This is a genomic window from Jeotgalibaca sp. A127 (genome assembly GCF_052266745.1).
In the GTDB taxonomy this organism is placed as follows: Bacteria; Bacillota; Bacilli; order Lactobacillales; family Aerococcaceae; genus Jeotgalibaca.
In genome coordinates, this window is the sequence record NZ_JBQPRC010000001.1 from 1 (window position 1) to 23,962 (window position 23,962).

At 39.8% G+C, this 23,962-nt stretch carries 25 protein-coding genes and 1 rRNA gene; 4 read left to right on the forward strand and 22 right to left on the reverse strand.

The window, feature by feature from the left end; genetic code table 11:
- The 5 genes from ACTVAI_RS00005 to ACTVAI_RS00025 form a co-directional block, all read right to left on the reverse strand.
- A 16S ribosomal RNA gene (locus ACTVAI_RS00005) occupies positions 1-76 on the reverse strand; the annotation flags it as partial.
- Positions 77-480: 404 nt separating this feature from the next.
- Positions 481-1,827 carry a glucose-6-phosphate isomerase gene (locus ACTVAI_RS00010; protein WP_443485588.1) on the reverse strand — a complete coding sequence of 449 codons (1,347 nt, stop codon included), beginning with the start codon at positions 1,825-1,827 and terminating at the stop codon, positions 481-483.
- Between the two features lie 49 nt (positions 1,828-1,876).
- The gene (locus tag ACTVAI_RS00015) at positions 1,877-2,260 is read right to left on the reverse strand and encodes a hypothetical protein (protein ID WP_443485589.1); all 384 of its coding nucleotides are present in this window, start codon (positions 2,258-2,260) and stop codon (positions 1,877-1,879) included.
- A 40-nt stretch (positions 2,261-2,300) separates the two neighbouring features.
- Entirely contained in the window at positions 2,301-2,687 is a 387-nt protein-coding gene (locus ACTVAI_RS00020) for a CvfD/Ygs/GSP13 family RNA-binding post-transcriptional regulator (protein ID WP_443485590.1), read from the reverse strand.
- Between the two features lie 83 nt (positions 2,688-2,770).
- Entirely contained in the window at positions 2,771-3,358 is a 588-nt protein-coding gene (locus tag ACTVAI_RS00025) for a peptidylprolyl isomerase (protein ID WP_443485591.1), read from the reverse strand.
- Positions 3,359-3,495: 137 nt separating this feature from the next.
- Between ACTVAI_RS00025 and ACTVAI_RS00030 the strand changes: the two genes are divergently transcribed.
- The 3 genes from ACTVAI_RS00030 to ACTVAI_RS00040 are packed head-to-tail and all read left to right on the forward strand — an operon-like array spanning position 3,496 to position 5,525.
- Positions 3,496-3,984: a divergent PAP2 family protein gene (locus ACTVAI_RS00030; protein WP_443474051.1), complete on the forward strand. Its 489-nt coding sequence runs from the start codon at positions 3,496-3,498 to the stop codon at positions 3,982-3,984.
- A gap of 20 nt (positions 3,985-4,004) precedes the next feature.
- A complete protein-coding gene (locus tag ACTVAI_RS00035) occupies positions 4,005-4,997 on the forward strand; it encodes an NAD(P)/FAD-dependent oxidoreductase (protein ID WP_443485592.1) in 993 nt (330 codons plus the stop codon).
- A gap of 21 nt (positions 4,998-5,018) precedes the next feature.
- Positions 5,019-5,525 (forward strand): phosphatidylglycerophosphatase A family protein, encoded by a 507-nt coding sequence (locus tag ACTVAI_RS00040; protein ID WP_443485593.1) that lies wholly within the window; start codon positions 5,019-5,021, stop codon positions 5,523-5,525.
- An 18-nt stretch (positions 5,526-5,543) separates the two neighbouring features.
- Here the strand turns inward: ACTVAI_RS00040 and ACTVAI_RS00045 are convergent, their stop codons facing one another.
- The 5 genes from ACTVAI_RS00045 to ACTVAI_RS00065 all read right to left on the reverse strand — a co-directional run bounded on the left by ACTVAI_RS00045 (position 5,544) and on the right by ACTVAI_RS00065 (position 9,565).
- Positions 5,544-6,170, reverse strand: a complete 627-nt coding sequence (locus ACTVAI_RS00045; RefSeq protein ID WP_443485594.1) for a TIGR01906 family membrane protein — start codon at positions 6,168-6,170, stop codon at positions 5,544-5,546.
- On the reverse strand, positions 6,167-6,937 hold the full coding sequence (locus ACTVAI_RS00050; RefSeq protein ID WP_443485775.1) for a TIGR01457 family HAD-type hydrolase: 771 nt from the start codon (positions 6,935-6,937) through the stop codon (positions 6,167-6,169). The genes ACTVAI_RS00045 and ACTVAI_RS00050 overlap by 4 nt, the downstream gene beginning before the upstream one ends.
- Positions 6,938-6,958: 21 nt before the next feature.
- Positions 6,959-7,594: a YutD family protein gene (locus tag ACTVAI_RS00055; protein ID WP_443485595.1), complete on the reverse strand. Its 636-nt coding sequence runs from the start codon at positions 7,592-7,594 to the stop codon at positions 6,959-6,961.
- 17 nt (positions 7,595-7,611) lie between these two features.
- Positions 7,612-8,994, reverse strand: coding sequence for a bifunctional metallophosphatase/5'-nucleotidase (locus ACTVAI_RS00060; RefSeq protein ID WP_443485596.1), 1,383 nt, complete (start codon positions 8,992-8,994; stop codon positions 7,612-7,614).
- Between the two features lie 115 nt (positions 8,995-9,109).
- On the reverse strand, positions 9,110-9,565 hold the full coding sequence (locus ACTVAI_RS00065; RefSeq protein ID WP_443485597.1) for a MarR family winged helix-turn-helix transcriptional regulator: 456 nt from the start codon (positions 9,563-9,565) through the stop codon (positions 9,110-9,112).
- Between the two features lie 187 nt (positions 9,566-9,752).
- On the opposite strand from ACTVAI_RS00065, the gene ACTVAI_RS00070 reads away from it, so the two are divergent.
- The gene (locus ACTVAI_RS00070) at positions 9,753-10,727 is read left to right on the forward strand and encodes an NAD(P)H-quinone oxidoreductase (RefSeq protein WP_443485598.1); all 975 of its coding nucleotides are present in this window, start codon (positions 9,753-9,755) and stop codon (positions 10,725-10,727) included.
- Between the two features lie 48 nt (positions 10,728-10,775).
- On the opposite strand, the gene epsC is transcribed toward ACTVAI_RS00070, so the two are convergent.
- From epsC to purQ, 12 genes are all read right to left on the reverse strand, one after another.
- Positions 10,776-11,576 carry a serine O-acetyltransferase EpsC gene (gene epsC / locus ACTVAI_RS00075; protein ID WP_443474058.1) on the reverse strand — a complete coding sequence of 267 codons (801 nt, stop codon included), beginning with the start codon at positions 11,574-11,576 and terminating at the stop codon, positions 10,776-10,778.
- A 6-nt stretch (positions 11,577-11,582) separates the two neighbouring features.
- Complete coding sequence (gene cysK / locus ACTVAI_RS00080; protein WP_443474059.1) at positions 11,583-12,515, reverse strand: cysteine synthase A; 933 nt, start codon at positions 12,513-12,515, stop codon at positions 11,583-11,585.
- A gap of 248 nt (positions 12,516-12,763) precedes the next feature.
- A complete protein-coding gene (locus ACTVAI_RS00085; protein ID WP_443485599.1) occupies positions 12,764-13,444 on the reverse strand; it encodes a phosphoribosylaminoimidazolesuccinocarboxamide synthase in 681 nt (226 codons plus the stop codon).
- On the reverse strand, positions 13,444-14,604 hold the full coding sequence (purK, locus tag ACTVAI_RS00090) for a 5-(carboxyamino)imidazole ribonucleotide synthase (RefSeq protein ID WP_443485600.1): 1,161 nt from the start codon (positions 14,602-14,604) through the stop codon (positions 13,444-13,446). Before purK ends, ACTVAI_RS00085 begins: the two co-directional genes overlap by 1 nt.
- Positions 14,597-15,091: a 5-(carboxyamino)imidazole ribonucleotide mutase gene (purE, locus tag ACTVAI_RS00095; protein WP_443474062.1), complete on the reverse strand. Its 495-nt coding sequence runs from the start codon at positions 15,089-15,091 to the stop codon at positions 14,597-14,599. Before purE ends, purK begins: the two co-directional genes overlap by 8 nt.
- A gap of 24 nt (positions 15,092-15,115) precedes the next feature.
- Positions 15,116-16,369: a phosphoribosylamine--glycine ligase gene (gene purD, locus ACTVAI_RS00100; RefSeq protein ID WP_443474063.1), complete on the reverse strand. Its 1,254-nt coding sequence runs from the start codon at positions 16,367-16,369 to the stop codon at positions 15,116-15,118.
- 14 nt (positions 16,370-16,383) lie between these two features.
- A complete protein-coding gene (gene purH / locus ACTVAI_RS00105; RefSeq protein WP_443485601.1) occupies positions 16,384-17,976 on the reverse strand; it encodes a bifunctional phosphoribosylaminoimidazolecarboxamide formyltransferase/IMP cyclohydrolase in 1,593 nt (530 codons plus the stop codon).
- Positions 17,966-18,559: a phosphoribosylglycinamide formyltransferase gene (purN, locus tag ACTVAI_RS00110; RefSeq protein ID WP_443474065.1), complete on the reverse strand. Its 594-nt coding sequence runs from the start codon at positions 18,557-18,559 to the stop codon at positions 17,966-17,968. The genes purH and purN overlap by 11 nt, the downstream gene beginning before the upstream one ends.
- Positions 18,556-19,593, reverse strand: coding sequence for a phosphoribosylformylglycinamidine cyclo-ligase (purM, locus tag ACTVAI_RS00115; protein WP_443474066.1), 1,038 nt, complete (start codon positions 19,591-19,593; stop codon positions 18,556-18,558). The genes purN and purM overlap by 4 nt, the downstream gene beginning before the upstream one ends.
- Complete coding sequence (gene purF / locus ACTVAI_RS00120) at positions 19,577-21,016, reverse strand: amidophosphoribosyltransferase (RefSeq protein ID WP_443474067.1); 1,440 nt, start codon at positions 21,014-21,016, stop codon at positions 19,577-19,579. The genes purM and purF overlap by 17 nt, the downstream gene beginning before the upstream one ends.
- A 13-nt stretch (positions 21,017-21,029) precedes the next feature.
- Positions 21,030-23,270, reverse strand: a complete 2,241-nt coding sequence (gene purL, locus ACTVAI_RS00125; protein ID WP_443474068.1) for a phosphoribosylformylglycinamidine synthase subunit PurL — start codon at positions 23,268-23,270, stop codon at positions 21,030-21,032.
- Positions 23,271-23,283: 13 nt separating this feature from the next.
- Positions 23,284-23,961 carry a phosphoribosylformylglycinamidine synthase subunit PurQ gene (purQ, locus tag ACTVAI_RS00130; RefSeq protein WP_443474069.1) on the reverse strand — a complete coding sequence of 226 codons (678 nt, stop codon included), beginning with the start codon at positions 23,959-23,961 and terminating at the stop codon, positions 23,284-23,286.
- Between the last annotated feature and the right edge of the window lies 1 nt (position 23,962).

A 23,962-nucleotide genomic window follows, 5' to 3' on the forward strand; every position in this document is an offset into this window, starting at 1 on the left:
GTTCCGTCCGTTCGACTTGCATGTATTAGGCACGCCGCCAGCGTTCGTCCTGAGCCAGGATCAAACTCTCATTAAAAGTGGGCTCTTGTACAGAAACCCTAATGTTTAAGTTGATTGCTCTTGTTGTTTTGCTGACTTACTTGTGTTGCGACACTTGCGTGTCGGCTTAATGTGCATCCGTCAGGATGCCCTGCACGTTTGGTTCGTTCATTCTTTGTTCAGTTTTCAAAGGCCAATCCGTTATCACGTGTTACGTGATGTTTCGTTCGTGACAACTTCTAAATATTACCATCGGATTAAATTTATGTCAACACTTTTTTCAAAAAATTAAAAAGTAAATTAAAAATGTTTTTTGTGTAAACAAAATGTAAATTATCTCCGTGCAATATAGATTATCACAATTTAAACGTGACTGTCAACAAAAAAATCAAAAAATAAAAAAAGAGTGGATTCCCACTCTTTTTCCCTGAACTATCTCTCTTATAATCTTTCGTTTAATTCTTTTGCTAATTCTTCGAAACCTGGTTTTCCAAGCAAGGCAAACATATTTTTTTTGTATGCTTCAACTCCCGGTTGGTCAAATGGATTTACACCATTTAGGTAACCAGAGATGGCTACTGCAATTTCGAAGAAATAAATCATGTATCCTAAAGAGTAAGCATCCATTGCTGGAATAGTTAATAGTAGATTAGGAACTTCCCCATCTGTATGAGCAAGCAAGGTACCTTGATAGGCTTTAGTATTTACAAAATCGACATCTTTACCTTCCAGATACTTCAACCCATCCAAATCTTCAACCAATTCTGGAATTTGAATGTTTTTACGTGGTTTATCGACTTTGATGACTGTTTCGAAAATATTGCGTTGTCCATCCTGGATATATTGACCCAATGAATGTAAATCGGTTGAGAAGTTTGCGCTAGAAGGATAAATTCCTTTTTGATCTTTACCTTCTGATTCTCCAAATAATTGTTTCCACCATTCAGAGAAGTATTGCATACCTGGCTCATAGTTAATTAACAATTCAGTAACTTTGCCTTTACGATAAAGGATATTACGGATTGCAGCATATTGATAGGCTTCGTTGTTTGTTAAATCAGCGTTGGAATATTCTGCTTGCGCATCGCGAGCACCTTGCATAAGTGCGTCAATATCTGCGCCACTAACGGCAATCGGCAATAAACCTACTGCTGTAAGAACTGTAAAACGTCCACCAATTTCATCTGGAATAACAAACGTCTCATAACCTTCAGTGTCTGCTTCATGCTTAGCAGCCCCACGTGCTTTGTCAGTCGTAGAGTAGATACGTTTGCGTGCTTCTTCTTTACCATATTTCTTAATCAGCAATTCCTTGAAAACACGGAATGCAATAGCAGGTTCGGTTGTTGTACCTGATTTAGAAATCATGTTAACGGAAAAATCACGGTCCCCAATCACTTCGATCAAATCTGATAAATAAGTTGAACTAATGCTATTTCCGGCAAAGAAAATTTGCGGTGTTTTGCGTTCGCTGTCAGATTGTAGGTTATAGAAAGTATGGTTCAGAAAATCAATTGCAGCGCGTGCTCCTAAATATGAACCACCAATACCAATAACAACTAATACTTCTGAATCACTTTGGATTTTTTTTGCCGCTGCTTTAATGCGATCATATTCATCTTTATCATAAGTTTCAGGCCAATCAACCCAGCCAGTGAAGTCACTGCCAGCGCCCGTACCTTCACGTAGAGCTTTATCAGCTGTCGTTACTTGATCTTGAAGATAGGTTAATTCATGTTCATTAAAAAAATTCAAAGCTTTGGTGTAATCGAATTGAATGTGTGCCATTAAAATACCTCCATCATTTATCACTTATACCTTTGAATAAATTGAAACCTTATTTATACATGGGGACTATTCCAAAATCATAAGCGTCCAATAGCGTTGTAAGTTCTTTAGAACGTCGCCAAACGACATCATCAGAATCCGATAGTAAGGTATCTGGATTATCTGGACGCTCCACTACATCGAACACAAAAAGCGAGACATTATTTTCTTCTGCCTTCAGGTTTGCCAGGTCAATCAGACGCAAGGAATCTGCTTCAATCTCAACAAATTCCAGCAAATGCTTCATAATGATGCCCATTGGCAATTTGCCACCACTTTCTGTTTCTTTGTTTAGGAATGAAATTGAGTCACCATGTTTTTCTACTAGAAAAAATGATTCTCCTTGGGCATTTGTCACCATGATAGTTCCTGCAACTACTCTTGTACCAGCCATGGCCATCCATCTCGCTTCCTAAAATTGATATCTTACCTATTTATTCACTATCCGCAAGGCGATTTTGCTCATCTTGCTGTGCTTCTGCAATCCAGGTTGGCATAACTTTGCGTAATGTTTCAAACCCTATTTGAGGAGCATAGCGCCTTCTTCTATGCTTCTTGGGTTTTACATTCGAGGGAATATCTAACTTGTCCAACGCTCTTAACGAAAGGCTGATTTTCTTCGTATATTCATCTATATCGATAATCATGGCCTCTACTTCTTCGCCTACTTGAATCATATCCTCAAGATTCGTTACGTAACCATGCCTGCATTCAGAAATGTGAATGAGTCCTTGAGTATTTTTATCAATAGCAACAAATACGCCATATGATTGTATACCAGTTACTTTACTGGTTATAATATCACCTATTTTGTATTCCATATTCTGTTACTTCCCTTCTACACAAGCCATTATAGCACGGAAAGCATATAAAATGTTGGATTGCGCAGCCATTAATAAAATGACTATAAAATTTCAATTCCTGTAATTACTACGTCGTTTACAGGCTTATCATTTGCTCCTGTTTCAACAGCTTCAATTGCGTAAACAACATCCATGCCAGAACGAACTTGGCCGAATACAGTATGACGGTGATCCAACCACGGTGTTCCACCATTTTTACCATACTCTTCCACGATTTCAGCTGGCCAGCCGCCTTTTTCCAATTGCGCCAGCATACTGAATTCTACTGAACGTTTAGTAACGATGAAAAATTGGCTTCCGTTTGTGTTGGGACCAGCATTAGCCATCGAAAGTGCTCCATGAAGGTTGAATACTTTAGTGCTGAATTCATCCTCAAAAGAATCACCCCAAATACTTTGTCCGCCCATACCAGTTCCCGTTGGGTCCCCCCCTTGAATCATAAAATCTTCGATGATTCGATGGAAGATAATACCGTCATAATAACCTTTTTCTGCTAAAGCCAAGAAGTTTGCTACTGCTTTAGGAGCAACTTCTGGGAACAAACTTATATGAATATCACCCATATTTGTTTTCATAATAATATTTTTTTCGTTTTCTGCTTTTTCTACTAATTGTGGAAATTCATTCATTACTTCTCCTCCTTTTTTTCCATTTTACCATAGAGGACCACGGAGTTTCTATATACTTTGTTTTTTTGTTAGTAGCAAAGAAACGTTTCATGTTATCATTGAGGCATATATAAAAATAAGATTGAGGATGCAGGCGCATGATAATATTTAATAATTTTCCATTAGTTTGTTCTTTAACGGCTATATTTTTCACGCAAATCATTAAGTTTCCAATTGCTTACTTATTAAAGGATCGGCAGACATCTCTCTCAATTGTTACCACAACGGGAGGAATGCCGAGTTCCCACTCGGCTGGCGTAACAGCACTGATAACAGCGCTCATACTTGAATACGGTTATACTTCGGGGTATGTAGCAATTGCAACGACGTTTGGCGTTATTGTTATGTTTGACTCAATGGGGGTTAGGCGCCAAAGCGGCGAACAAGGCATCGTCATTGAAGACATCCTGGAGGAAATTAAGTTGTTGGCACGATTCCATGCCAAAGATGGAATCAAGGTAAATCGTAAGTTAATCATACGCAAATACCTGGGCCACAAACCACTGGAAGTATTCGTTGGGCTATTAACCGGGATATTAATTACCTTTGTTGTCACTATGATTTATGTGCGCTTAGGAATTCTTTGAGCTTAGTTGGAGGGGTAATATTGTTAGAAAATAAAGACATTTATGACATCACCATTATTGGAGGCGGACCCGCTGGAATGTTTACAGCTTTCTATGCTGGTCTCAGACAAGCTAAAGTAAAAATAATCGAAGCTTTGCCCCAGTTGGGTGGACAACCTGGAATGTTGTATACTGAAAAAGTCATTTACGACATCCCCGCTCTACCAGCTATCACCGGTGGAGATTTGGTAAAAAACTTAAACGAACAACTTGATCGTTTCGAAACAACTGTTTGTTGTGGAGAAGAAGCCTTTGAGCTGGAGAAAGATGAGAACGGCATTTTTGAGATTCAAACGTCTAAACAAAAACATTACTCAAAAGCGGTTATTATTTCTGCAGGAAATGGGGCCTTTCGTCCCCGTAAGTTAGAAATCGATCACTCTGAATTATACGAAAACACAAATTTACACTACTTTGTAAACAATATAGAGAGTTTCCGTGATAAAACGGTCGCAATTTGTGGCGGTGGCGATTCTGCTGTCGATTGGGCTTTAACTCTGGAACCTCTGGCAAAAAAAGTCTTTTTGATTCATCGTCGCCCACAATTCCGGGCGCAGGAACACAGTATTCATCTCCTTTCAAAATCATCAGTGGAGATATTGACTCCGTATGTTCCAGTTACGATTAATGGTGACGGAAAATTATTGTCAAGTGTCGTTCTACAGGAAGCCAGAAAAGACAATACAATTGAAATCGAGGTCGACGATTTCCTTATTAACTACGGCTTTTCTTCTTCAATCGGAGCTATGAAAAAATGGGGTTTTGATGTTAAAGGAAACTCCATAACCATCAACTCAAAAATGGAAACAACGATTCCTGGTGTTTATGCAGTTGGGGATATTTCTTCCTATGATGGTAAAGTAAAATTAATCGCAACAGGTTTTGGAGAAGCACCTACCGCTGTCAACAACGCAATGGTATATATTAATCCAGATACACGTGTCCAACCAATGCACAGTACAAGTTTATTCTAATAATCTTAGGGAGGCATAAACATGGTCAAAAGCGCTAGTGAATTACATGCTAAAGCAACGAATTTGTTAAAGGAACGCGGCGTCGAAATTGAAGATATCGCAAAACTGGTTATGTTTTTACAAAAAGAATACGTTGAAGACTTATCAATGGAATTGTGTTGCAATAATGTGCATTCAGTTTTGTTGAAGCGAGAAGTCCAAAACGCCGTGATAACGGGTATCGAATTGGATATTTTAGCTGAACAAGGCATATTATCCCAACCTTTATTGGATATTGTAGTAAATGATGAAGGTCTTTTCGGTATTGATGAAATCTTAGCCTTATCCATCGTTAACGTCTATGGATCGATCGGGTTTACTAATTATGGCTATATCGATAAAGTTAAGCCTGGAATATTGAAAAAGTTAAACGATAAACATGACAACGAATGCCACACTTTTTTGGATGACATTGTGGGAGCAATCGCCGCTGCAGCTGCTAGCCGCATCGCTCACGATGATCCTAATAAATCTGAAATAATGAAATAACAAAAAAATCTCTGGGACCTATCCCAGAGATTTTTTTGTACGGTGATGGACAAGCCATAACCCAATTTCTAAAATGACAAAAACTAAAATAAAACAATGCATGAAAAATTCTTGTGGTAACGCCAATATAATCGGGTCCGTACGGTAGTCAAACAACCAAGCATCATTGTTAAAAAAAATATGGTGGAACGTTGTGAATAGCTCATCGAAATTTAGAAAAATTAAAAATAAAACACCGAGTGGTAACAAAACCATTATCCTGGTCGGCTGAATTAATTCATAAAGAGTAGCAGTTTTCTTTTTATATTGCCAAAATAAAAAAGAAGCTATTCCACTGATAAATAAAATCGCATAATCCAATAAAAACAATATTTTTACTTCATAAAAATGGAATAATCCACTTTCAGACGATGGAAAATCGGGCATAGCCAACCTCTCAATCCAAGGAAAATTCAAATAATTGATTAAAATACGATAATTATAGAGAATCACTTCCTTAGACAGGCCAATCCGTTCTGGAATATTGAAATAATCAACATCAAAAGCATACATAGGTATAAAATTTATGGTAAATGCGATTGCAAAAGAAAGAATAAACATAAAAATCGCTAACAAACCTAGACTATTTTTTATAATTTTCATCATTCAAACCGCCATTCACTCAAATCGTTTAGTGTGTAGGTCGGCTTGTTACTGATTGTAGATAGTTCCTCTGGTTTTGTAACGCCAGTAAGAGCCAAAATGGTATCAACCCCAAAGTTCATCCCCGCTAAAATGTCCGTGTGATAATTATCACCGATCATTGCAACTTCCTCTTTGGCCAATCCGATCCTTTCAAGGGCACCATCCATAATATAGCCATAAGGCTTGCCAATAATTATGGGTTCTTTTTGGGTACTTGTCTTCAAAAAGGCTGTTAAAGAGCCCGCGCCCGGCATCATCCCTTTTTCTGTTGGTAAATTAACATCTGGATTAGTTGCTATAAAAGCAGCCCCATTACGAATGGCTGTACTAGCCGTAGCTAATTTTTGATAAGAAGCAAAGCGATCCAGCCCTTGAATAACCACTTCAATATCATCTTCAACAATCACCAACCCAGCTTCTTCAACCTGGGCTTGTAAAGCCGGCTCACCCACTACAAAGGTACGGGCTCCAGGATACGTTTTTTTTGCGTAATCCACAGCCGCTAACCCACTCGTATAGACATTTTCAGCGGAGGCGTCAATGCCACTTACCGCTTTCAAATGTTCGACAACGTCTTCCTGTGTCTTGGTTGCGTTATTGGTTACGTAAAGATAAGGAATACCCCGCGCTTCCAATTCCGATATAAATGTTTTTGCAGTAGGAATAGGATCCGTCCCCGCATAGACTGTTCCATCTAAATCAATAAAAAAACCTTTATACTGCTTGATAAGTCATCCGCCTCCGAAATCTTAATCTTCAATTTTATGAATCTGAAAACTGGTTTTTGGCTTATCTTCTGAACTTTCAGAGGGGCCTTTTTTTATTTTATTTCGTTGTTTTGTTTTATCAGTTTGTTTAATGACAAAATTCTTTTTTTGCTTGACTGGTGCACTAGCTGATTTATCATTTTGCTCGACAACTTCAGTGTTAGTCGGAGGTGTTTGACGTTTTTTCTTCCGTTTGTTCCGGGATTTTTTAGTTTCAGATTGCTCTTTTTCAAGAACGAAATAAGCACAACCAAAATTGCAGTATTCATATAAGTAATCTTCTAAAAAGCTGATTTTTTTGTCTAGTGGTGCACGATTGTTTTTATCGTTGAAAAAGCCTTTTAGACGTAACTGGTCATATCCCCAGTCACCAACAATATAATCATATTTGTTCAAAATGGTATTGTAACGATTAGCGATAGCTTCTTCATTAACAGCGTCACGATAATTAGCAGCTATTGTGTAAGTAAGATTTTCAATTTTAATCTTATTATCTTCCAACAGCTCTACCTGACTTAAATTTAAAACTTTTTCTTCTTTCACTTTATCGTTTGTTTCAACAATATCCTCTAATTTGGCATTCACTTTTTCTTTAACAGTTTTACTTTTTTGCTTCATAATTACACCTCATCACTTCACGAAATAGGAAAATGGTCTTCTAAATACAGTGACACTACATCCCTCAAAAAATAGGGGAATAAAAGGCTGACATCCGCTTTATTCTCAATTAAAGGGAAAAAACTTATATAACGGTAATGATCGACCGTAACAAAACTAATTTCTTGATCATCGGTTACCTGCATTTCTTTATGATAAATGATTCTTTTTTTATTATCTACGCGAATCCCCTTGTAGACAAGTTCTCCAAAGATTCTACCACGAAACCCCATTCCCGTCACTTCCCGAGTACGGAGTTCCAGACGCATGGCCTCCATCCCCCAAATAAGTTCTTTGAATGTTCGGCCATCCATCTTGCAAACGATAAGCCGCATGGGATGAGGTAAAATATGGTGCATCGTTTCTTTTGTCACAATGCCTACTTCTAGATCGTCCAAAAACAAACCTGAGTTAAGCATTCCGATTTCATTTTCAGAATAAGAACAAATTGCATCCAGCCCAAGACGAACTAAATCTGTTTGTTTTTCCCAATCTGTGCGAAGTGTCCTAGGCATGTCAGCAATTTCTTCAGCTTCAAGGATTTTTATTCCTTTTTCCCAATAACTCGTTACTTCTTCCAAGTCACCAGGTTCCAATGGTAAACTCTCACATTCAATCAACTCTGTTTCTAAGTTTGAGATTGCTTTATCATGAAGGGTAATCGTGGTATGTCCGATATATTTCCCCCACTTGCCTCCGCCCGTCAATAAAGTGCCCTCTATTTTTCGCCCTGCCGGTAGAACATGGTGGGTATGGGCGCCGATAATCACATCCACATCTTCATACATTTCTGCCATGTGTTCATCTTCTATAATACCCATATGTGACAAAATAATAATAACGTCTGTTTGCGTTCTCAAATGATTCAGTAGCTGCGGTAATACTTCATACGACTCTTTGGGTTGCCATCCATTAGGCACATAACTTAAATAGAGTGGGGATGTCAGACCAATAATGCCAATCCTGATTCCATCTTTCGTCGTTTTTATGATAAAGGGTTGAACCCAATCAGGAATCTTTTTATCCTCGATATCAAATAAATTAGCTAGTACTACTGGGAATTTTGCATCCTTATAGAGATTATTAAGAATATGCTTGGAATTACCGATGCCTTCATTATTTCCTATCGTTACGGCATCATATGGGACTTGATTCATAAGCGAAATATTGGCATGCCCATGCGTAGCCTCTGTCCAAGGGTGAACACGATCAAGAAAATCACCAATGTCAAAAAGGAAAACATCTTCTCCAGAAGATTCGTGACTTTTCTTTTTTTCGTTCAAATAACGACGTATTTTCGGCCAATTTTCAAAATGCGAATGGAGATCATTAATATGATATAAGTGAACCTTCTTTGTCATTATCATCACTACTTTCCCTGTTAGCGTATACTATTAGTTTATCATATAAGCGTCCTCTCAGGGAGAAGCGTAAAAACAAAAAAATAAGCCCCGCAAATAAGCTGGGCCTAGATTGTTATTTAATTTGTTGTTTATTCCACTCTTCAGCGTGTAAACCGACTTTTTTCACCAATTCGACATACGTCGATAATTCCTCTGGTTCCAGAACGGAAAATATTTGCACGATATCTTCTTCGTTAATTGGAAAAATCTCATCCATTAACTTTCTACCTTCATCCGTTATTGCTGTAAAAATAACACGGCGATCCGTTTCACATGGGTTTCGGTGAACCAAACCTTTTGTCTCAAGTTTATCAATGACATAAGTCAAGCTACTGCTGGCGAGAAGAATTTTTTTACCAATACTTTGTATAGGTTGTTCTCCCTTATGGTATAGCAATTCTAAAACGCCAAACTCGGATACATTTAGACCGAATTTTGAAATACTACGTTTGATACTTTCTTGGACATGTTGTGAGGACCGCATTAATACTGTGAGTGCTTTTAATGAATTTTCTGCACGCTCCGTCATTTGTATCACTCCAATCCTTTCGATTTCGAGATAATAATACCATTATATTTGGAATAAGTCAAAAACATTTATCCGAATTACAAGTATCTCGTACCCCTGATAACGAGTGGTTTCAAAAATTGAGTATTTTCTATTCTTGGGTTATGGTTAAAGGGTAAGTTATTTTTCTTTATGGAGGGAGTATTGCATGAAAGCTATTGGGATAAAACAACCTGGTGGATCAAACCAGTTGCAACTCATAGAAAGAGATAAACCGAAACGAAGCAAAGGTGATTTATTGATAAAGGTAGAAGCGGCCGGTGTCAATCGAACCGACATCTTAACGCGTGAGCGGGATACCGATACACCTGAAAATGTTCGGTTGGGAGTCGAAGTAGCCGGAACAGTTGCCGAATCACAAGCAGATAGTGTGTTTAAAGTGGGCGACCGGGTGATGGGACTAGTAAACGGGGGCGGCTATAGTGAATATGCTGTTCTTCCTGAAAATAGAGCAATGAAAATTCCGGACACCCTATCTTTTGTTGAAGGCGCGGCAATCCCTGAGGTTTTTGCCACTGCCTACCAAACTTTGTTCTGGATTGGCCGACTTGAAGAAAATGAATCTGTCTTAATCCATGCTGGCGCTAGCGGTGTCGGTACGGCTGCAATCCAATTAGCTAAACAATTAAAAAATGCGCACGTTATCGTTACAGCTGGTTCACAAGAAAAACTCGACTTTTGCAAAAACTTAGGTGCAGATGTGGTTATTAATTATAAAGAAGATTCTTTTGATGATGTAGTTCTTAAAGAAACGAATGGCCGGGGAGTCGATTTAATATTAGATTTCGTTGGTGCAAGTTACTGGGAGAAGAACTACCGGAGTGCTGCAGTAGACAGTCGTTGGGTACTGATTGGAACGCTCGGCGGCTCAAAAATAGAATCTTTCGAAATTTTTTCTTTAATGCAAAAACGGATTCAGCTAACTGGTACGGGCTTAACTCCCCGTTCAGACGAATACAAAGCGAAATTATCACAAGAATTGATTGATAGAACAAAATCGTTGTTTGAATCAGGTTCAATAAAACCAATCGTCGATACAACTTTCACGTTTGAAAACGTAAAAAGCGCCCATGATTATATGGAAGCGGATAAAAATATCGGAAAAATCATTCTGACTTTATAAAACAAATACAAAGAGAAGGAGGGTGGGACTTTGTCCCACCCTCCTTCTCTATATCTTTTTATCTAATTCTTCAACAGCTTGCGGAGCAATGATTGTCCGGTGCGGTTGCACAGATCGTGTCAACCACACATTTCCACCAATAATACAATAGTCGCCTATCATAGTGTCGCCGCCAAGAATCGTCGCACCAGCATAAATTACAACATGATTACCGATATCAGGATGCCGCTTGTTCCCTTTTACAAGACTGCCATCTTCATTTACTTGAAAGCTTTTAGCTCCAATGGTCACCCCTTGATATAACTTCACATGATGGCCCAAAGTTGCGGTTTCACCGATGACGACCCCTGTTCCGTGATCAATGAAAAAGTAAGGTCCAATTTTTGCCCCAGGGTGAATATCAATCCCCGTCATGGAATGAGCGATCTCTGACATCATGCGCGGAAGAATAGGTACGTCCATCCTATACAATTCATGCGCCATACGGTGAATGCTTATTGCTTCAAAGCCTGGATAAGAGAGCATAATTTCTTCCCGGGATTTTGCCGCTGGATCACCATCATAGGCTGCCGTAACGTCAGTTTCCAGGGTTTCATAAACTGTAGGTAGTTTCTCCAAAAAAGTAGCGATTATATCCTCAGTATCTGCAGGCTCTGTCCCTAAGCGGATCAGAACTTTTTCAAATATTTGCTTTGACTCCTCTATTCGAATATTCTGGGGAGGTATCTCGTCGAAATAAGCACCAAAAATCCGTGGATACATGATACTTCTTAGACGACAAATCAACTTTGAAATTTGATCTTTCACACCGCAAAAGTTTGAGGAAGTCATAAAAGATTTGTCAATCATATTCAATCACTCCACAAATCCATCAATAGATAAATAACGATCGCCGCCGTCTGGTAGCAATACGACAATACGTTTTCCTTCATTCTCTGGCCGTTTCGCCAATTCAAAAGCAGCATACAGTGCCGCCCCAGATGAAATACCTACAAACACACCTTCTTGTTTGCCTAAATCGCGAGCTGTTATATAAGCATCTTCATTGGTCACTGCAATAACTTCATCATAGATTTCAGTATTTAAATTTTTTGGGATAAATCCAGTTCCAATACCTTGAATCTTATGCGGACCTTTTTCCCCTTTTGAAAGGACAGGTGAGGTTGCCGGTTCAACAGCCACAACTTTAATTTCCTGGTTTTTTTCTTTCAAATATTTTCCAGCACCAGAAATTGTACCTCCCGTACCAACACCAGCTACAAAGATGTCTACTTCCCCATCCGTGTCTTCCCAAATTTCAGGTCCTGTGGTTTCATAGTGAACTTTTGGGTTTGCGGGATTGGAAAACTGATCCGGCATAAATGCATTCTCATTATCCTTAACTAATTCTTTGGCTTTTTCGATGGAGCCAGAAATTCCTAAATCACCAGGTGTTAGAACAAGTTCCGCTCCATAGCCTTTCATTAGCTTACGGCGTTCTACTGACATAGTTTCAGGCATTACCAAGATTGTTTTATAACCACGTGCTGCAGCTACTGAAGCAAGTCCGATTCCTGTGTTACCAGATGTTGGTTCAATCACAAGGCCACCTGGCTTTAAGATACCTTTTGCTTCTGCATCATCAATCATAGCTTTGGCAATACGATCTTTTACTGACCCACCCGGGTTGAAATATTCCAACTTTGCAATAACATCACCTTTTAGTGAAAGTGTTTCTTTGGCGTTTTTCAATTCAAGCAATGGCGTTTTCCCAATAATTTGATCTAATGATGTATAAATTTTTGACATGTGATATTCTCCTTTCGAAAATAAACTCTAATAATATTCTAACATTATTCTAAATATGTTGTTGTATCATTTGCTTGAATTCACTCTTTTTAGACATAAACGCTGATAATGCTTATAGAGCATACTGAATTTACTGTTTTTGATTATATTCCCATGACTTGTCTTTTCCACAAACGAGCACCATTTTCCGTTCTTCAGTGCTCCTTATAACAAAAGAACAGCTCGATTGAGCTGTTCTTAGGATAATTTTATAGGGAAAGAAAACCTTCTAATTCCATTGGAGCTACGGGTTTGCTTCCACGGAACACTCGCATATTCCCGGCAGATAACTCATCGATCAGTAAAATTTCCCCTGTTTCACGATCTTTACCGAATTCAAGTTTGATATCATACAAATCCAAACCTTTGTTAGCCAATTCCTCTTTAATGACCAGGCAGATTTTCTTTGTCAGTTCTACAACTGTTTCATAATCTTTCTCAGATAAAATATCTAAAAGAGCCAAGGCTTCTTTGTTGATGAAAGGATCTTGGCGTTCATCATCTTTCAAAGTGATTTCGACATAGCCATCAAGAGGCTGGCCTTCCGTTACATAAGCACCATAACGTTTCATGAAGCTTCCCACTGCTCGGTAACGACAAATAACTTCTATCCCTTTGCCAAAAACGGTAACAGGTTTTACTTCCATCATTTTCGCATCCAAATCACACGTGATGAAATGAGTCGGAATCCCTTTTTCTTTAAGTCGTTCAAAGAAGAATTTGCTGACAGCCAGACCAGAGCGACCAGAACCTTCAACTGTCAAACCAACCTGATTTTCACCCGGATCAAAAACACCATCTTTTCCAGTCATATCATCCTTAAAAAACAATTGAATAACATCGTCAACTTCGACAACATCTTTCGTTTTACCCCGATAAATTACCTTCATCAGTTTTCCTCCATCTTTATAGCATCTCGCCAACGCTTTAGGAGACTGTCACTCTCGACTAGTCTCTCCAGATTTTCAACTGCTTCATCCATCAAAATAAAGTGCCCCATCTTTCGTTGGTGTCTAGGCTCCCCTTTATCATAGAGATGAATGATTGCTTCCGGAAAATGCTTGATTAATTCTGGAATTTCAGCTATGTGCTGACCAAGAATATTTACCATTAATGTTGGTGTCAATAAACGGACCGGAATAATCGGTCTTCCAGTTATTGCTAAAATATGTTGATCAAACTGAGAAACATTCGTTCCTTCAATTGTATAATGGCCAGTATTATGTGGCCGTGGTGCGAGTTCATTTACGACTACCTCGCCATCGCCAGATACAAAGAATTCAATGCCACAAACCCCAATCAGTTCTGACGAGTGGGCGATTTTTTCAGCAATGGCAATCATTTTATTTTGAACAGCTTCAGGTATAGTGGAACTCGTTACGCTTGTAAATAAAATACCTGCCACATGTTGATTGACAACTGGTGGGAAACAAGCAACAGTCCCAAATACATCACGAGCAACCACCACGGAAGTTTCATATTCGAACGGATAAAAAGCTTCCAGAACGCACTCTGCTTCTAATATTTTCGATAGTTCGGCTAGATTTTCCAAATCAGATGAATTGTTTATTTTGAATTGACCCTTACCATCATAGCCAAAACGGGTACGTTTTAAAATGGCGGGATATCCAGTCTTTTCAAGTGCAGCTATTAAATCTTCCCTGGTATTAACCGCCATATATGCGGCACAAGGTATACCATTTTCGCCCAACCATTTTTTCTCATTTAAACGATTTTGGGTCGTTAACAGAAAATCCGTATTTTGAGGTAGGTACGTACTATCATTCAACTTCGTCAAAATTTCGCCATTAATATTTTCGAATTCATAAGTTAAAACATCAACAGAACGCGCAAAATCCATGACTTTTTCTTGGTCATTAAATGAACCCACTTGGGTATAATGACTGACGCCAAAACCACAAGCTGTCTTCCCTTCGTCGTACATCCCGACGCGATAGCCCATTTTTTGGGCGGATTGCCCCAACATTTTCCCTAATTGACCGCCACCCAATATACCAATTGTTTGGTTCGGATAAATGGTTTTACTCATCAAATTTGGCCTCGCTCTCTATGGCCAGCTGTTTTTGTTCCGCTTGATATTTTTCCAACACTTGCGTTAAGTTGTCATTATCGAAAGCGAGCATACGCGCTGCCATAAGTCCTGCATTTTTAGCGCCGCTGTTTCCAATCGCCATTGTTGCCACAGGAACTCCGCCAGGCATTTGAACGATCGATAGCAACGAGTCCATGCCACTTAACGCACTGGATTTCATTGGAACACCGATGACAGGTAACGTTGTTTGCGAAGCAATCATTCCTGGTAAATGTGCAGCTCCTCCGGCTCCGGCAATAATGATACGAATCCCTTTGGACCTTGCTTCCTTTGCAAAAGTAAACATTTCATCCGGCATCCGATGAGCAGAAAGTATGTGCTTTTCGTATGGAATAGCCAACTCATCAAGCAAATCACAACTATGTTTCATCTGCGGCCAGTCCGAGATACTTCCCATCACAACTGCAATTTTGATTTCAGTCATTGATACTCTCCTTCCGACGGTAAACTAATTTGAAACCCCGATATCACTTCGATAAAAGAGGTTTTCCATATTTACGCCTTTTAACCAACCATATATTTGTTTACGACAGATGTCTAGGCTTTCCCCTTGGCAAGTCACCATAAACACACGTCCCCCTGCAGCTACTATTTCTCCATCAACTAGAGAAACTCCAGAATAGAACACATCAATATTTTCAGGTACATTTGGTAAATCCAATACAAATCCACTTACATATTCCTTCGGATAACCTTTGGCAGCAACCATTACCCCAACACTTTGTAATGGTGAATAAGTGATTTCTGGTAACGATTTGGCAAAATGATGCTCTAGCAACCCAACCCAATCAACTTGAATCAAGGGCAGTAACACCTGCGTTTCCGGATCACCAAAACGAGCATTGAATTCAATGACCTTAAGACCTGTCTTTGTCTTCATAACTCCTGTATATAAGATACCCGTGTAAGGTGTCCCGTTTTCTACCATTTGCTTAGTAAGGGGTTGAACGATTGTCTGCATGATTTCTTCGCTAATGCTTTCATCATCGCCTGAAACGGGGGAAATAGCACCCATTCCACCAGTATTTAGCCCCTTATCTCCATCAAACGCACGCTTATAATCACGCGCAATCCCTAATGGGATAACATGCTCCCCATTCACTAAACTGAAATGTGAAAACTCTGGTCCTTCCAAAAACTCCTCAATCACAATCGGGATTTTTTTATCTCTTAATGTTTCAATAATAATTTGTTGTGCTTGTGCATGACTTTCGCAAATATAAACGCCCTTCCCGGCTGCCAGCCCACTCTCCTTGATCACAATCGGCAAAGGTAAGGTTTGGATATACGCTGTCGCATCCACTATATCCCCATCATCAAATGAACGGTAACCTGCAGTCGAAATATCGGCTTTATGCATCATATCTTTAGCAAAAATTTTTGATGTTTCGATTTGTCCAGCAGCTTTTGTGGGACCCACAATCAAAAATTCATGGTTACGAAAAGCATCCACAACCCCGACTTCTATAGCAGCCTCTGGACCGACAAATGTATAGTCTATTTCTTCTGCTTTCGCCAAAGCAATCAACCCATCTGTATCTGTCGCCGAAATGGCCACACACTCGACTTTCTCTGTTCCAATCATCATTCCGGGATTTCCTGGCGCAACAAAGACAGTATTTACGAAAGGACTTTTTTCAAAGGCGACCGCTAACGCATGTTCACGACCTCCAGAACCGATAATCAATATCTTTTTTCCCATGCTATTACCTCACCTTAGTGACGGAAATGACGAATTCCCGTTTTTATCATTACCATATCCCGTTCGTCACAGGCAACTACAGAGTCTTTATCACGTATGGATCCACCTGGTTGGATTACCGCTGAGACACCATATTGATGGGCCAATGTAACCGTATCATCCATCGGGAAGAACGCATCACTCGCCATTAACAATTGATCACTTGTAACCGCAGTGTTATTTTTAGCTTGTTTCAGAGCAATTTCAGCTGCCCCGACCCGGTTCATTTGACCGGCACCGATCCCTAATGTCATATGGTCATTACCAATGACAATGGCGTTACTCTTGACGTGCTTAGCAACTTTCATCAAGAAATTCAAACCTTTTTCTTCTGCTTGTGAAGGCGCACGATTCGTCATCACTTCCCAATCCGCTGGCGCTTCTGTGAATGAACCCTTGACTAATTCCGAAGATTGATCAACGTCTTGAATCAATAGTCCACCACTTACCGTTACCATTTCTTGCGCTGGTTCTGTTTGTGTATGCATTTCAACTACCAGTAAACGAATATTTTTCTTTTTCATCAAAATCTCTAATGCATCCGGATCAAACGCTGGTGCAATGACGATTTCCAAGAATATGCCATGCAATTTTTCAGCTAGTTTTTTTGTAACTGTTTCATTAACAGCAACAATACCGCCGAAAATAGAAATTGAATCGGCTAAATAACAGCGTTCAAACGCTTCCTCAACCGAAGAACCTATAGCAACACCACACGGATTCATGTGTTTAACAGCTACAGCTGCAGGTTCAGAAAATTCGTTTATCAACTTAACGGCAGCATCTGCATCTTTAATGTTATTGAAAGATAAAGCTTTACCGTGCAATTGTTTCGCACCTGCGATGGTTGTTGCTGGCGCATTGACTTCCTTATAAAAACTTGCTTTTTGATGGCCATTCTCGCCATAACGTAAAGCAGTTCCATCAAGGTATGTCTTCGTAACATGCTGCCAAGGTTGTTCAATTTCACCGAGACGTACGCGTTGTTCGTTCATGTATTGGCTGATTAATGTATCGTAATGACTTGTTAATTCGAACACTTTTGTGGCCAAATAGAAACGATATTCAAAGGATGTTTCACCTTGTTCTGCCAATTGACTGATGAAAGCAGGATAGTCAGCTGGATCTGTAACGACTGAAACACGACGATAATTTTTGGCGGAACTGCGCAACATAGTTGGTCCACCAATATCAATATTTTCAATCGCTTCTTCAAGCGTAACACCAGGTTTTAAAATAGTTTCTTTAAAAGGATAGAGATTCACAATGACATAGTCGATTGCAATAATGTCTTGCGAAGCCATCTGTTGGCTATGAATCGGATCATCCACATTTGCCAACAAACCACCATGCACTTTAGGGTGGAGTGTCTTAACGCGACCATCCATCATTTCAGGAAATCCTGTATAAGAATCAACGGTATCAACAGCGAACCCTGCATTTTTCAGGTATGCGAAAGTGCCTCCTGTCGATAGCAAGGAAACACCTTGTTCTATCAGGGCTTTTGCCACTTGATCCAATCCGGACTTGTCTGAAACACTCAATAAAGCATACTTTTTATAAGACATTTGATTCTTCCTTCCCAGAAAATTCTTTTTGAATATTTTGGAGCACTTTTGTATAAAGACGGTGTTCCACTAAATGAACGGCTTCTTCTAAGTCTGATAATTCCCACTCAGGATTAATCGCAATTTTTTCTTGAGCAATTATTTTTCCTGTATCAATACCTTCATCCACATAAAAAACAGTTACACCCGTTTCTGATACACCTGAATCAAATGCGTCTTGAATACCATTTTTACCCGGAAAAGCCGGTAAATATGAAGGGTGAATATTAATAATCTGATTCGGATAAGCCTGTAGTAGTGGAGATTTCAAAATGCGCATGAACCCAGCCAGTATGATGTAATCAACGCTGTAAGGTTTTAGAAACGCAATCACTGCACGTTCCCAATCTTCACGGCTATCAAAGCCCTTTGGCGAAGAAACGTAAACAGGAATACCTGCCTTCTTAGCCCGTTCAATAACATAGGCTTTGGGTCTATCACATACAAGGCAAGCAATTTCAACAGCCAGTTGTCCGGATTGTACATTGCCGATTATTGTTTGGACATTCGACCCGTTACCCGAGGCAAACAGGGCAATTTTCATTTTGCCACCTCATTATTTTGAAGAATAACCGAATCTTGGCCTGTCTTTTCTTGAATTTCTCCCATTACAACTGCATCCGAAATGCTGGATAGCACTTCTTCAACATCGTCTTTGGCAACAGCCAATACCATCCCAATTCCCATGTTAAAGACACCATACATTTCATCTAATTTCATTTCACCAAGCTCTTGCATGACTGTAAAAATCTGGGGTGTTTTGATTGTATCGATTTGAACAACCGCTTGTTGGTTATCATTGAACATACGTGGTAAGTTTTCATAAAATCCTCCACCAGTAATGTGGCTGATACCATGCACAAGATCTTTATCCAATAAAGGTGCAACGTCTTTAACATAGATACGTGTTGGTTCCAACAATGCATCGATCAGTGCTGTTCCGTCCGGCAATTTATCTTCAAATTTCCAATTATTTTTTTTGAAAAAGAGATGACGAACCAAAGAGTAACCATTAGAGTGGATACCTGAACTCGGCAAACCAATTAGTACGTCCCCGTTTTGAACACGTTCGGCAGTGATGACACGACTTTTTTCTGCAACACCGACACAGAAACCTGCTAAGTCAAATTCTTCCTTAGAATAAAGATCAGGCATTTCTGCCGTTTCGCCACCGATAAGAGCCGCTTTACTTTGTACACAGCCTTCTGCCACACCAGCTACGATTTTTTCAATTCGGTCTGGATTGTTTTTCCCAACTGCCAAATAATCCAGGAAGAATAACGGTTCTGCACCTTGCGCCAACACATCGTTGACACACATCGCTACACAGTCGATTCCAATCTTGTCCACTTTATCTGCTTGTTGTGCCAATAATATTTTTGTCCCTACGCCATCAGTGCCACTAATGAGTACGGGTTCCTTGTATTTACTGGTATCAAGTTGGAATAGACCACCAAAATTCCCCAAACCGCCCAATACACCTGCACGATTTGTTCGAGCAATATGCTTTTTCATTTTTTCTACCGCTTCATATCCTTTTTCGATATCAACACCAGATTCTTTATAAAGATTTGTCATGATTGCTCTCCCTTAAAATTTGTTTTTGAATAGGAGTCAGATTCGCACGGAATAATGCTTCATTTTCTCCTAAACCAGCAGCATAATACCCATCAAAAATACTTAGTGATAACCCTTTATTCGGGGCATCAAAATGGGTGCCGATTCCTTTAATCAAGCCATCGATGGATAAAAAGCCTAAACTGTCACAACCGAATCCGGCACACATTTCTTCAACCGTGTAGTTAGCAGCTACCAATTCATTGGTCGTTGACATATCTACACCATAAAAGTTCGGAAAACAGATTGGTGGACTTGTTATTCTCAGATGAATTTCACGTGCTCCTGCTTCTTTTAAGATTTGAATGAGCCGTTTAGAAGTTGTTCCGCGCACAATGGAATCATCAACCAACACAATCGATTTCCCTTCCACTACCCCACGTACGGCAGATATCTTTTTACGAACACCTTGTTCGCGAAGCTCTTTCGTCGGTTCAATAAATGTCCGGCCCACATATTGATTTTTGACCAAGCCCATTTCATAAGGCAATCCACTTTGCTCTGCATAACCAGTCGCAGCAGATAAGGAAGAGTTCGGAACCCCGATAACCATATCCGCCTCCGGACAAGGTTTCTCCAATGCTAATTGCTTGCCTAAATTCTTGCGCGCACTATGGACGGTGATTCCGGCAAATTCAGAATCAGGACGAGCAAAGTAAACATACTCCATCGATTCAATCGAAATTTGCGTTTCTGTTTCATACTGTTCCATACGAATCCCTTCATCCGTCACGACGATATACATACCCGCATGGATATTACCAGTGACCTTGCCACCCAATGCGTCGATGGCGCATGTTTCGCTTGTTATGATTGTTGTCTTGGTTTCAGCTATTTCACCATATGATAAAGGGCGGAAACAATTAGGATCAACAATTCCATACATGGCATCACGTGTCAAAATGATAAAATTAAAGCCGCCTTTTAACCGCTTCAGTGATGCTCTTACTTTTTCTTCAAACGTTGCTTCTTTACTACGACGTATCAGATGCACTAAAATTTCTGCATCAGAAGAAGAGGAGAAGACTGCGCCCTCATCCTCTAGCTCCTTTCTTAACGATTGGCTGTTAATTAAATTTCCGCTTTGAGCAACCGCTATGCTTGCGTCCAGAAAATTAAATACAAGCGGTCCAACATTTTCTAAGTCATTCAATTTACCATTCAATGTGTAGTGAATCTTGCCTACTGAACGATTACCTTTTAGTTTTTCAAGGTGACTCTTATCCTGAAAAACCTGGGAAAGCAAGCCAGTGCCACGGTAGTGTTTTAACGTACCATCATCACTGACAGCAATACCCGCCCCATCTTGGCCACGATGCTGTAGAGCATGCAGTCCAAAATAAGCAAGTTGTTCAGCCTGATGATGATTCCAGATGCCAATCACTGTGTTTCCCCCTTTAGTTAAACGTACGCACAAGCGCTTTTGGTAAAGCTTGTTGCCACTGTGCTTTAAGTTCTGTCAATGCCAATTCTGCACGAGATTCTCGTGTTTGGACTGTAGCAGTTGCTCCTTCAACAGTAGAGCCAATAACTACAACTAATTCACCCATGTTTGATTCCTGGATGAACTGTTCAAATGATGCTTGTTTTTCTCTTGAAACAGTCACGATAAAGCGTGATTGCGTTTCACTGAATAGTTGCGCATCAGTTAATGACGTTTCCATATCAAATCCTAGTTGCGTTCCAAATGCCTTTTGGACCAAACCAACCAACAATCCTCCCTCAGAAAGATCATGAGCAGATTGCAAGAAGCCCTTTTTGTTAGCATGGAAAACAAAATCTTGACTTTGTTTTTCGGCTGCTAAATCAAAATTAATTTGACCGTAAATTTCACCCGCCTGAAGTTTTTGAATAACACTTCCAGCAAAGTCGTCACCCGTAGCCCCAACTAAATAAATAACATCTCCCGCTTGCGCAAATTTTTGCGTTAGAATTTGGGATGTTTTCTCAATCAAACCGACCATACCTAAAATCGGTGTCGGATAAATGGATCCGCTTGGATTTGCATTGCTCAAAGATACGTTTCCTGAAATAACCGGTGTATTCAATGTTTTACAAGCTTCAGAAATCCCTTTACTGGATTCTTCCAATTCATAGAAGATTTCAGGGTCATTCGGATTACCAAAGTTCAAGCAGTCAGTGATTGCTAGAGGTAATCCACCTGAAGCAATGATGTTACGAGCGGATTCACTCACTGCAATTTGACCGCCTTTGTAAGGATCCAAATAAACATAGCGGCTATTTCCGTCAGCAGTAATAGCAACAGCTTTATCAGTACCTTTAATGCGTAAAATCCCTGCATCACTACCAGGACCAGCAATCGTATTATTCATTGCCATATGGTCAAATTGGGAGTATAGAGAAGATTTATCTGCTAAATCAGGACTCGTCAATAAGTCAGTTAACGTTTTTTCAATGTTGGCAACTTCCGGTTGGAATACTTCGCGTTTAGCTGCATTTTTTATTCTTTCGGGAACTTTTGAGGTTATATAGTTAGTTGGAACCCCATCTGCCAGTAAATCAACGGGTAAATCAACAACCAATTCACCTTGTTGGTAAATTTTATATTGTTTTTCCCCGATTACTTCACCAATTACTGCTGCTTCCAGTCCATAACGATTGAACAGTTCAATAATTGCTGCTTCGCTTCCTTTTTCAATACACAAGAGCATGCGTTCTTGCGACTCTGAAAGCAAGAGTTCATAAGCGGTCATTGCTTCTTCACGAGCTGGCACTAGATCCATGTTCAACGAAAGTCCCATCTCCGCTTTTGATGCCATTTCAGAACTGGAAGAAACCAATCCCGCTGCTCCCATATCCTGTACACCAATAACTTCATTTTTGAAATCACGGAATAATTCAAGGAATGCATCAATCAAGCGTTTTTCCTTGAATGGATCTCCAGCTTGTACTGCTGAACCTTGATCTTGATTCTCAGCACCAAATTCTTTACTGGAGAAAGAAGCGCCGTGAATACCGTCACGTCCTGTTGTTGAACCTGCATATAAAATGGGGTTCCCCACACCTGAAGCAATTCCGTTGAAAATACCATCATGGTCCACCAACCCAACACACATCGCATTAACCAATGGGTTGGCATTGTATGTTGCATCAAATTTAACTTCACCAGCGATTGTAGGAATTCCTAATTGATTTCCATAATCTGCAATTCCTTCAACTGCTTTTTCAACTAAATATTTTGTGCGATCACGTTCCACATCACCAAAACGCAAGGAGTCAACCAAAGCGATTGGCGTTGCACCCATACTGAAGATGTCACGAACACAGCCCCCAACACCAGTTGCAGCACCTTCATAAGGTTCAACAGCAGATGGTGAATTATGACTCTCCATTTTGAATACGATCCCTTGATTGTCGCCGATATCCACGATACCAGCCCCTTCACCAGGACCTTGGAGTACTTGTGGGCCTTCCGTATGGAAGTTACGTAAAATAGGTTTAGATGTCTTATACGAACAGTGTTCACTCCACATTCCGGAAAAAATGCCTGTTTCTGTATAGTTGGGCAAACGCCCTAGAGAGGAAGAAATGGTTTCATACTCTTTATCAGTCAATCCCCACTCTTTATAAATTTTTGAATTCTTAACTTCTTCAGGAGTCATTGCTTGTAGTTTCATGTTGGATCCTTTCTTAACCTTTAGTCACTTGATTGTAAAAAGATTCGAAAAACGGACGACCAGCTTCGCTACCTAATATTGCGTCCATTGCACGTTCCGGTTTCGGCATCATGCCAATAACATTTCCTGTTTCGTTTGATACACCGGCAATAGCATTCGTGCTGCCATTTGGATTTTTGGTTACGTAGTTCATCACGATTTGGCCATTTTTTTCTAGCCTCTCAAGTGTTTCTTCATCCACATGGTATTGACCATACAAATGCGATATGGGTAAAGTAATTGATTTAATTTCATCTTCAAAATTAGTAAAAACTGTATCTGTTTTTTTCAGAGAAACGTCAACAAATCCATTCACTGTTTTTAGGGTTTTGTTTTTTAAAAAACCACCTGGCAATAATTCAAGCTCAGTTAAGATTTGGAATCCATTCCCCAAACCAATAACAGGTTTACCGGATTTAGCAAAGTCTTTAATCGCCTGGGCAACAGCTGTAACTTTAGCAACTGCTCCGGGACGAACTGCATGTGCATAAGAGGCCCCACCAGGAATAAATAACCCTGCAAATTGGGACAAATCTGTTTTTTGCTCGTTTACGATTTCCACTTGGTCTTCATTAAATCCAACTGATAAAAGTGCTGCTAGAATGTCTGACTCCCCTGCGGAACCCGGGAAAGTAACGATTGCGATTTTCACG

Excerpts from the sequence above, each read along its gene's own strand:
- ACTVAI_RS00010 (WP_443485588.1), bottom strand. The coding sequence starts at position 1,827 with ATGGCACACATTCAATTCGATTACACCAAAGCTTTGAATTTTTTTAAT.
- ACTVAI_RS00015 (WP_443485589.1), bottom strand. The coding sequence starts at position 2,260 with ATGGCTGGTACAAGAGTAGTTGCAGGAACTATCATGGTGACAAATGCC.
- ACTVAI_RS00020 (WP_443485590.1), bottom strand. The coding sequence starts at position 2,687 with ATGGAATACAAAATAGGTGATATTATAACCAGTAAAGTAACTGGTATA.
- ACTVAI_RS00025 (WP_443485591.1), bottom strand. The coding sequence starts at position 3,358 with ATGAATGAATTTCCACAATTAGTAGAAAAAGCAGAAAACGAAAAAAAT.
- ACTVAI_RS00030 (WP_443474051.1), top strand. The coding sequence starts at position 3,496 with ATGATAATATTTAATAATTTTCCATTAGTTTGTTCTTTAACGGCTATA.
- ACTVAI_RS00040 (WP_443485593.1), top strand. The coding sequence starts at position 5,019 with ATGGTCAAAAGCGCTAGTGAATTACATGCTAAAGCAACGAATTTGTTA.
- ACTVAI_RS00045 (WP_443485594.1), bottom strand. The coding sequence starts at position 6,170 with ATGATGAAAATTATAAAAAATAGTCTAGGTTTGTTAGCGATTTTTATG.
- ACTVAI_RS00055 (WP_443485595.1), bottom strand. The coding sequence starts at position 7,594 with ATGAAGCAAAAAAGTAAAACTGTTAAAGAAAAAGTGAATGCCAAATTA.
- ACTVAI_RS00060 (WP_443485596.1), bottom strand. The coding sequence starts at position 8,994 with ATGACAAAGAAGGTTCACTTATATCATATTAATGATCTCCATTCGCAT.
- ACTVAI_RS00065 (WP_443485597.1), bottom strand. The coding sequence starts at position 9,565 with ATGACGGAGCGTGCAGAAAATTCATTAAAAGCACTCACAGTATTAATG.
- ACTVAI_RS00070 (WP_443485598.1), top strand. The coding sequence starts at position 9,753 with ATGAAAGCTATTGGGATAAAACAACCTGGTGGATCAAACCAGTTGCAA.
- epsC (WP_443474058.1), bottom strand. The coding sequence starts at position 11,576 with ATGATTGACAAATCTTTTATGACTTCCTCAAACTTTTGCGGTGTGAAA.
- cysK (WP_443474059.1), bottom strand. The coding sequence starts at position 12,515 with ATGTCAAAAATTTATACATCATTAGATCAAATTATTGGGAAAACGCCA.
- ACTVAI_RS00085 (WP_443485599.1), bottom strand. The coding sequence starts at position 13,444 with ATGAAGGTAATTTATCGGGGTAAAACGAAAGATGTTGTCGAAGTTGAC.
- purK (WP_443485600.1), bottom strand. The coding sequence starts at position 14,604 with ATGAGTAAAACCATTTATCCGAACCAAACAATTGGTATATTGGGTGGC.
- purE (WP_443474062.1), bottom strand. The coding sequence starts at position 15,091 with ATGACTGAAATCAAAATTGCAGTTGTGATGGGAAGTATCTCGGACTGG.
- purD (WP_443474063.1), bottom strand. The coding sequence starts at position 16,369 with ATGGGAAAAAAGATATTGATTATCGGTTCTGGAGGTCGTGAACATGCG.
- purH (WP_443485601.1), bottom strand. The coding sequence starts at position 17,976 with ATGTCTTATAAAAAGTATGCTTTATTGAGTGTTTCAGACAAGTCCGGA.
- purN (WP_443474065.1), bottom strand. The coding sequence starts at position 18,559 with ATGAAAATTGCCCTGTTTGCCTCGGGTAACGGGTCGAATGTCCAAACA.
- purM (WP_443474066.1), bottom strand. The coding sequence starts at position 19,593 with ATGACAAATCTTTATAAAGAATCTGGTGTTGATATCGAAAAAGGATAT.
- purL (WP_443474068.1), bottom strand. The coding sequence starts at position 23,270 with ATGAAACTACAAGCAATGACTCCTGAAGAAGTTAAGAATTCAAAAATT.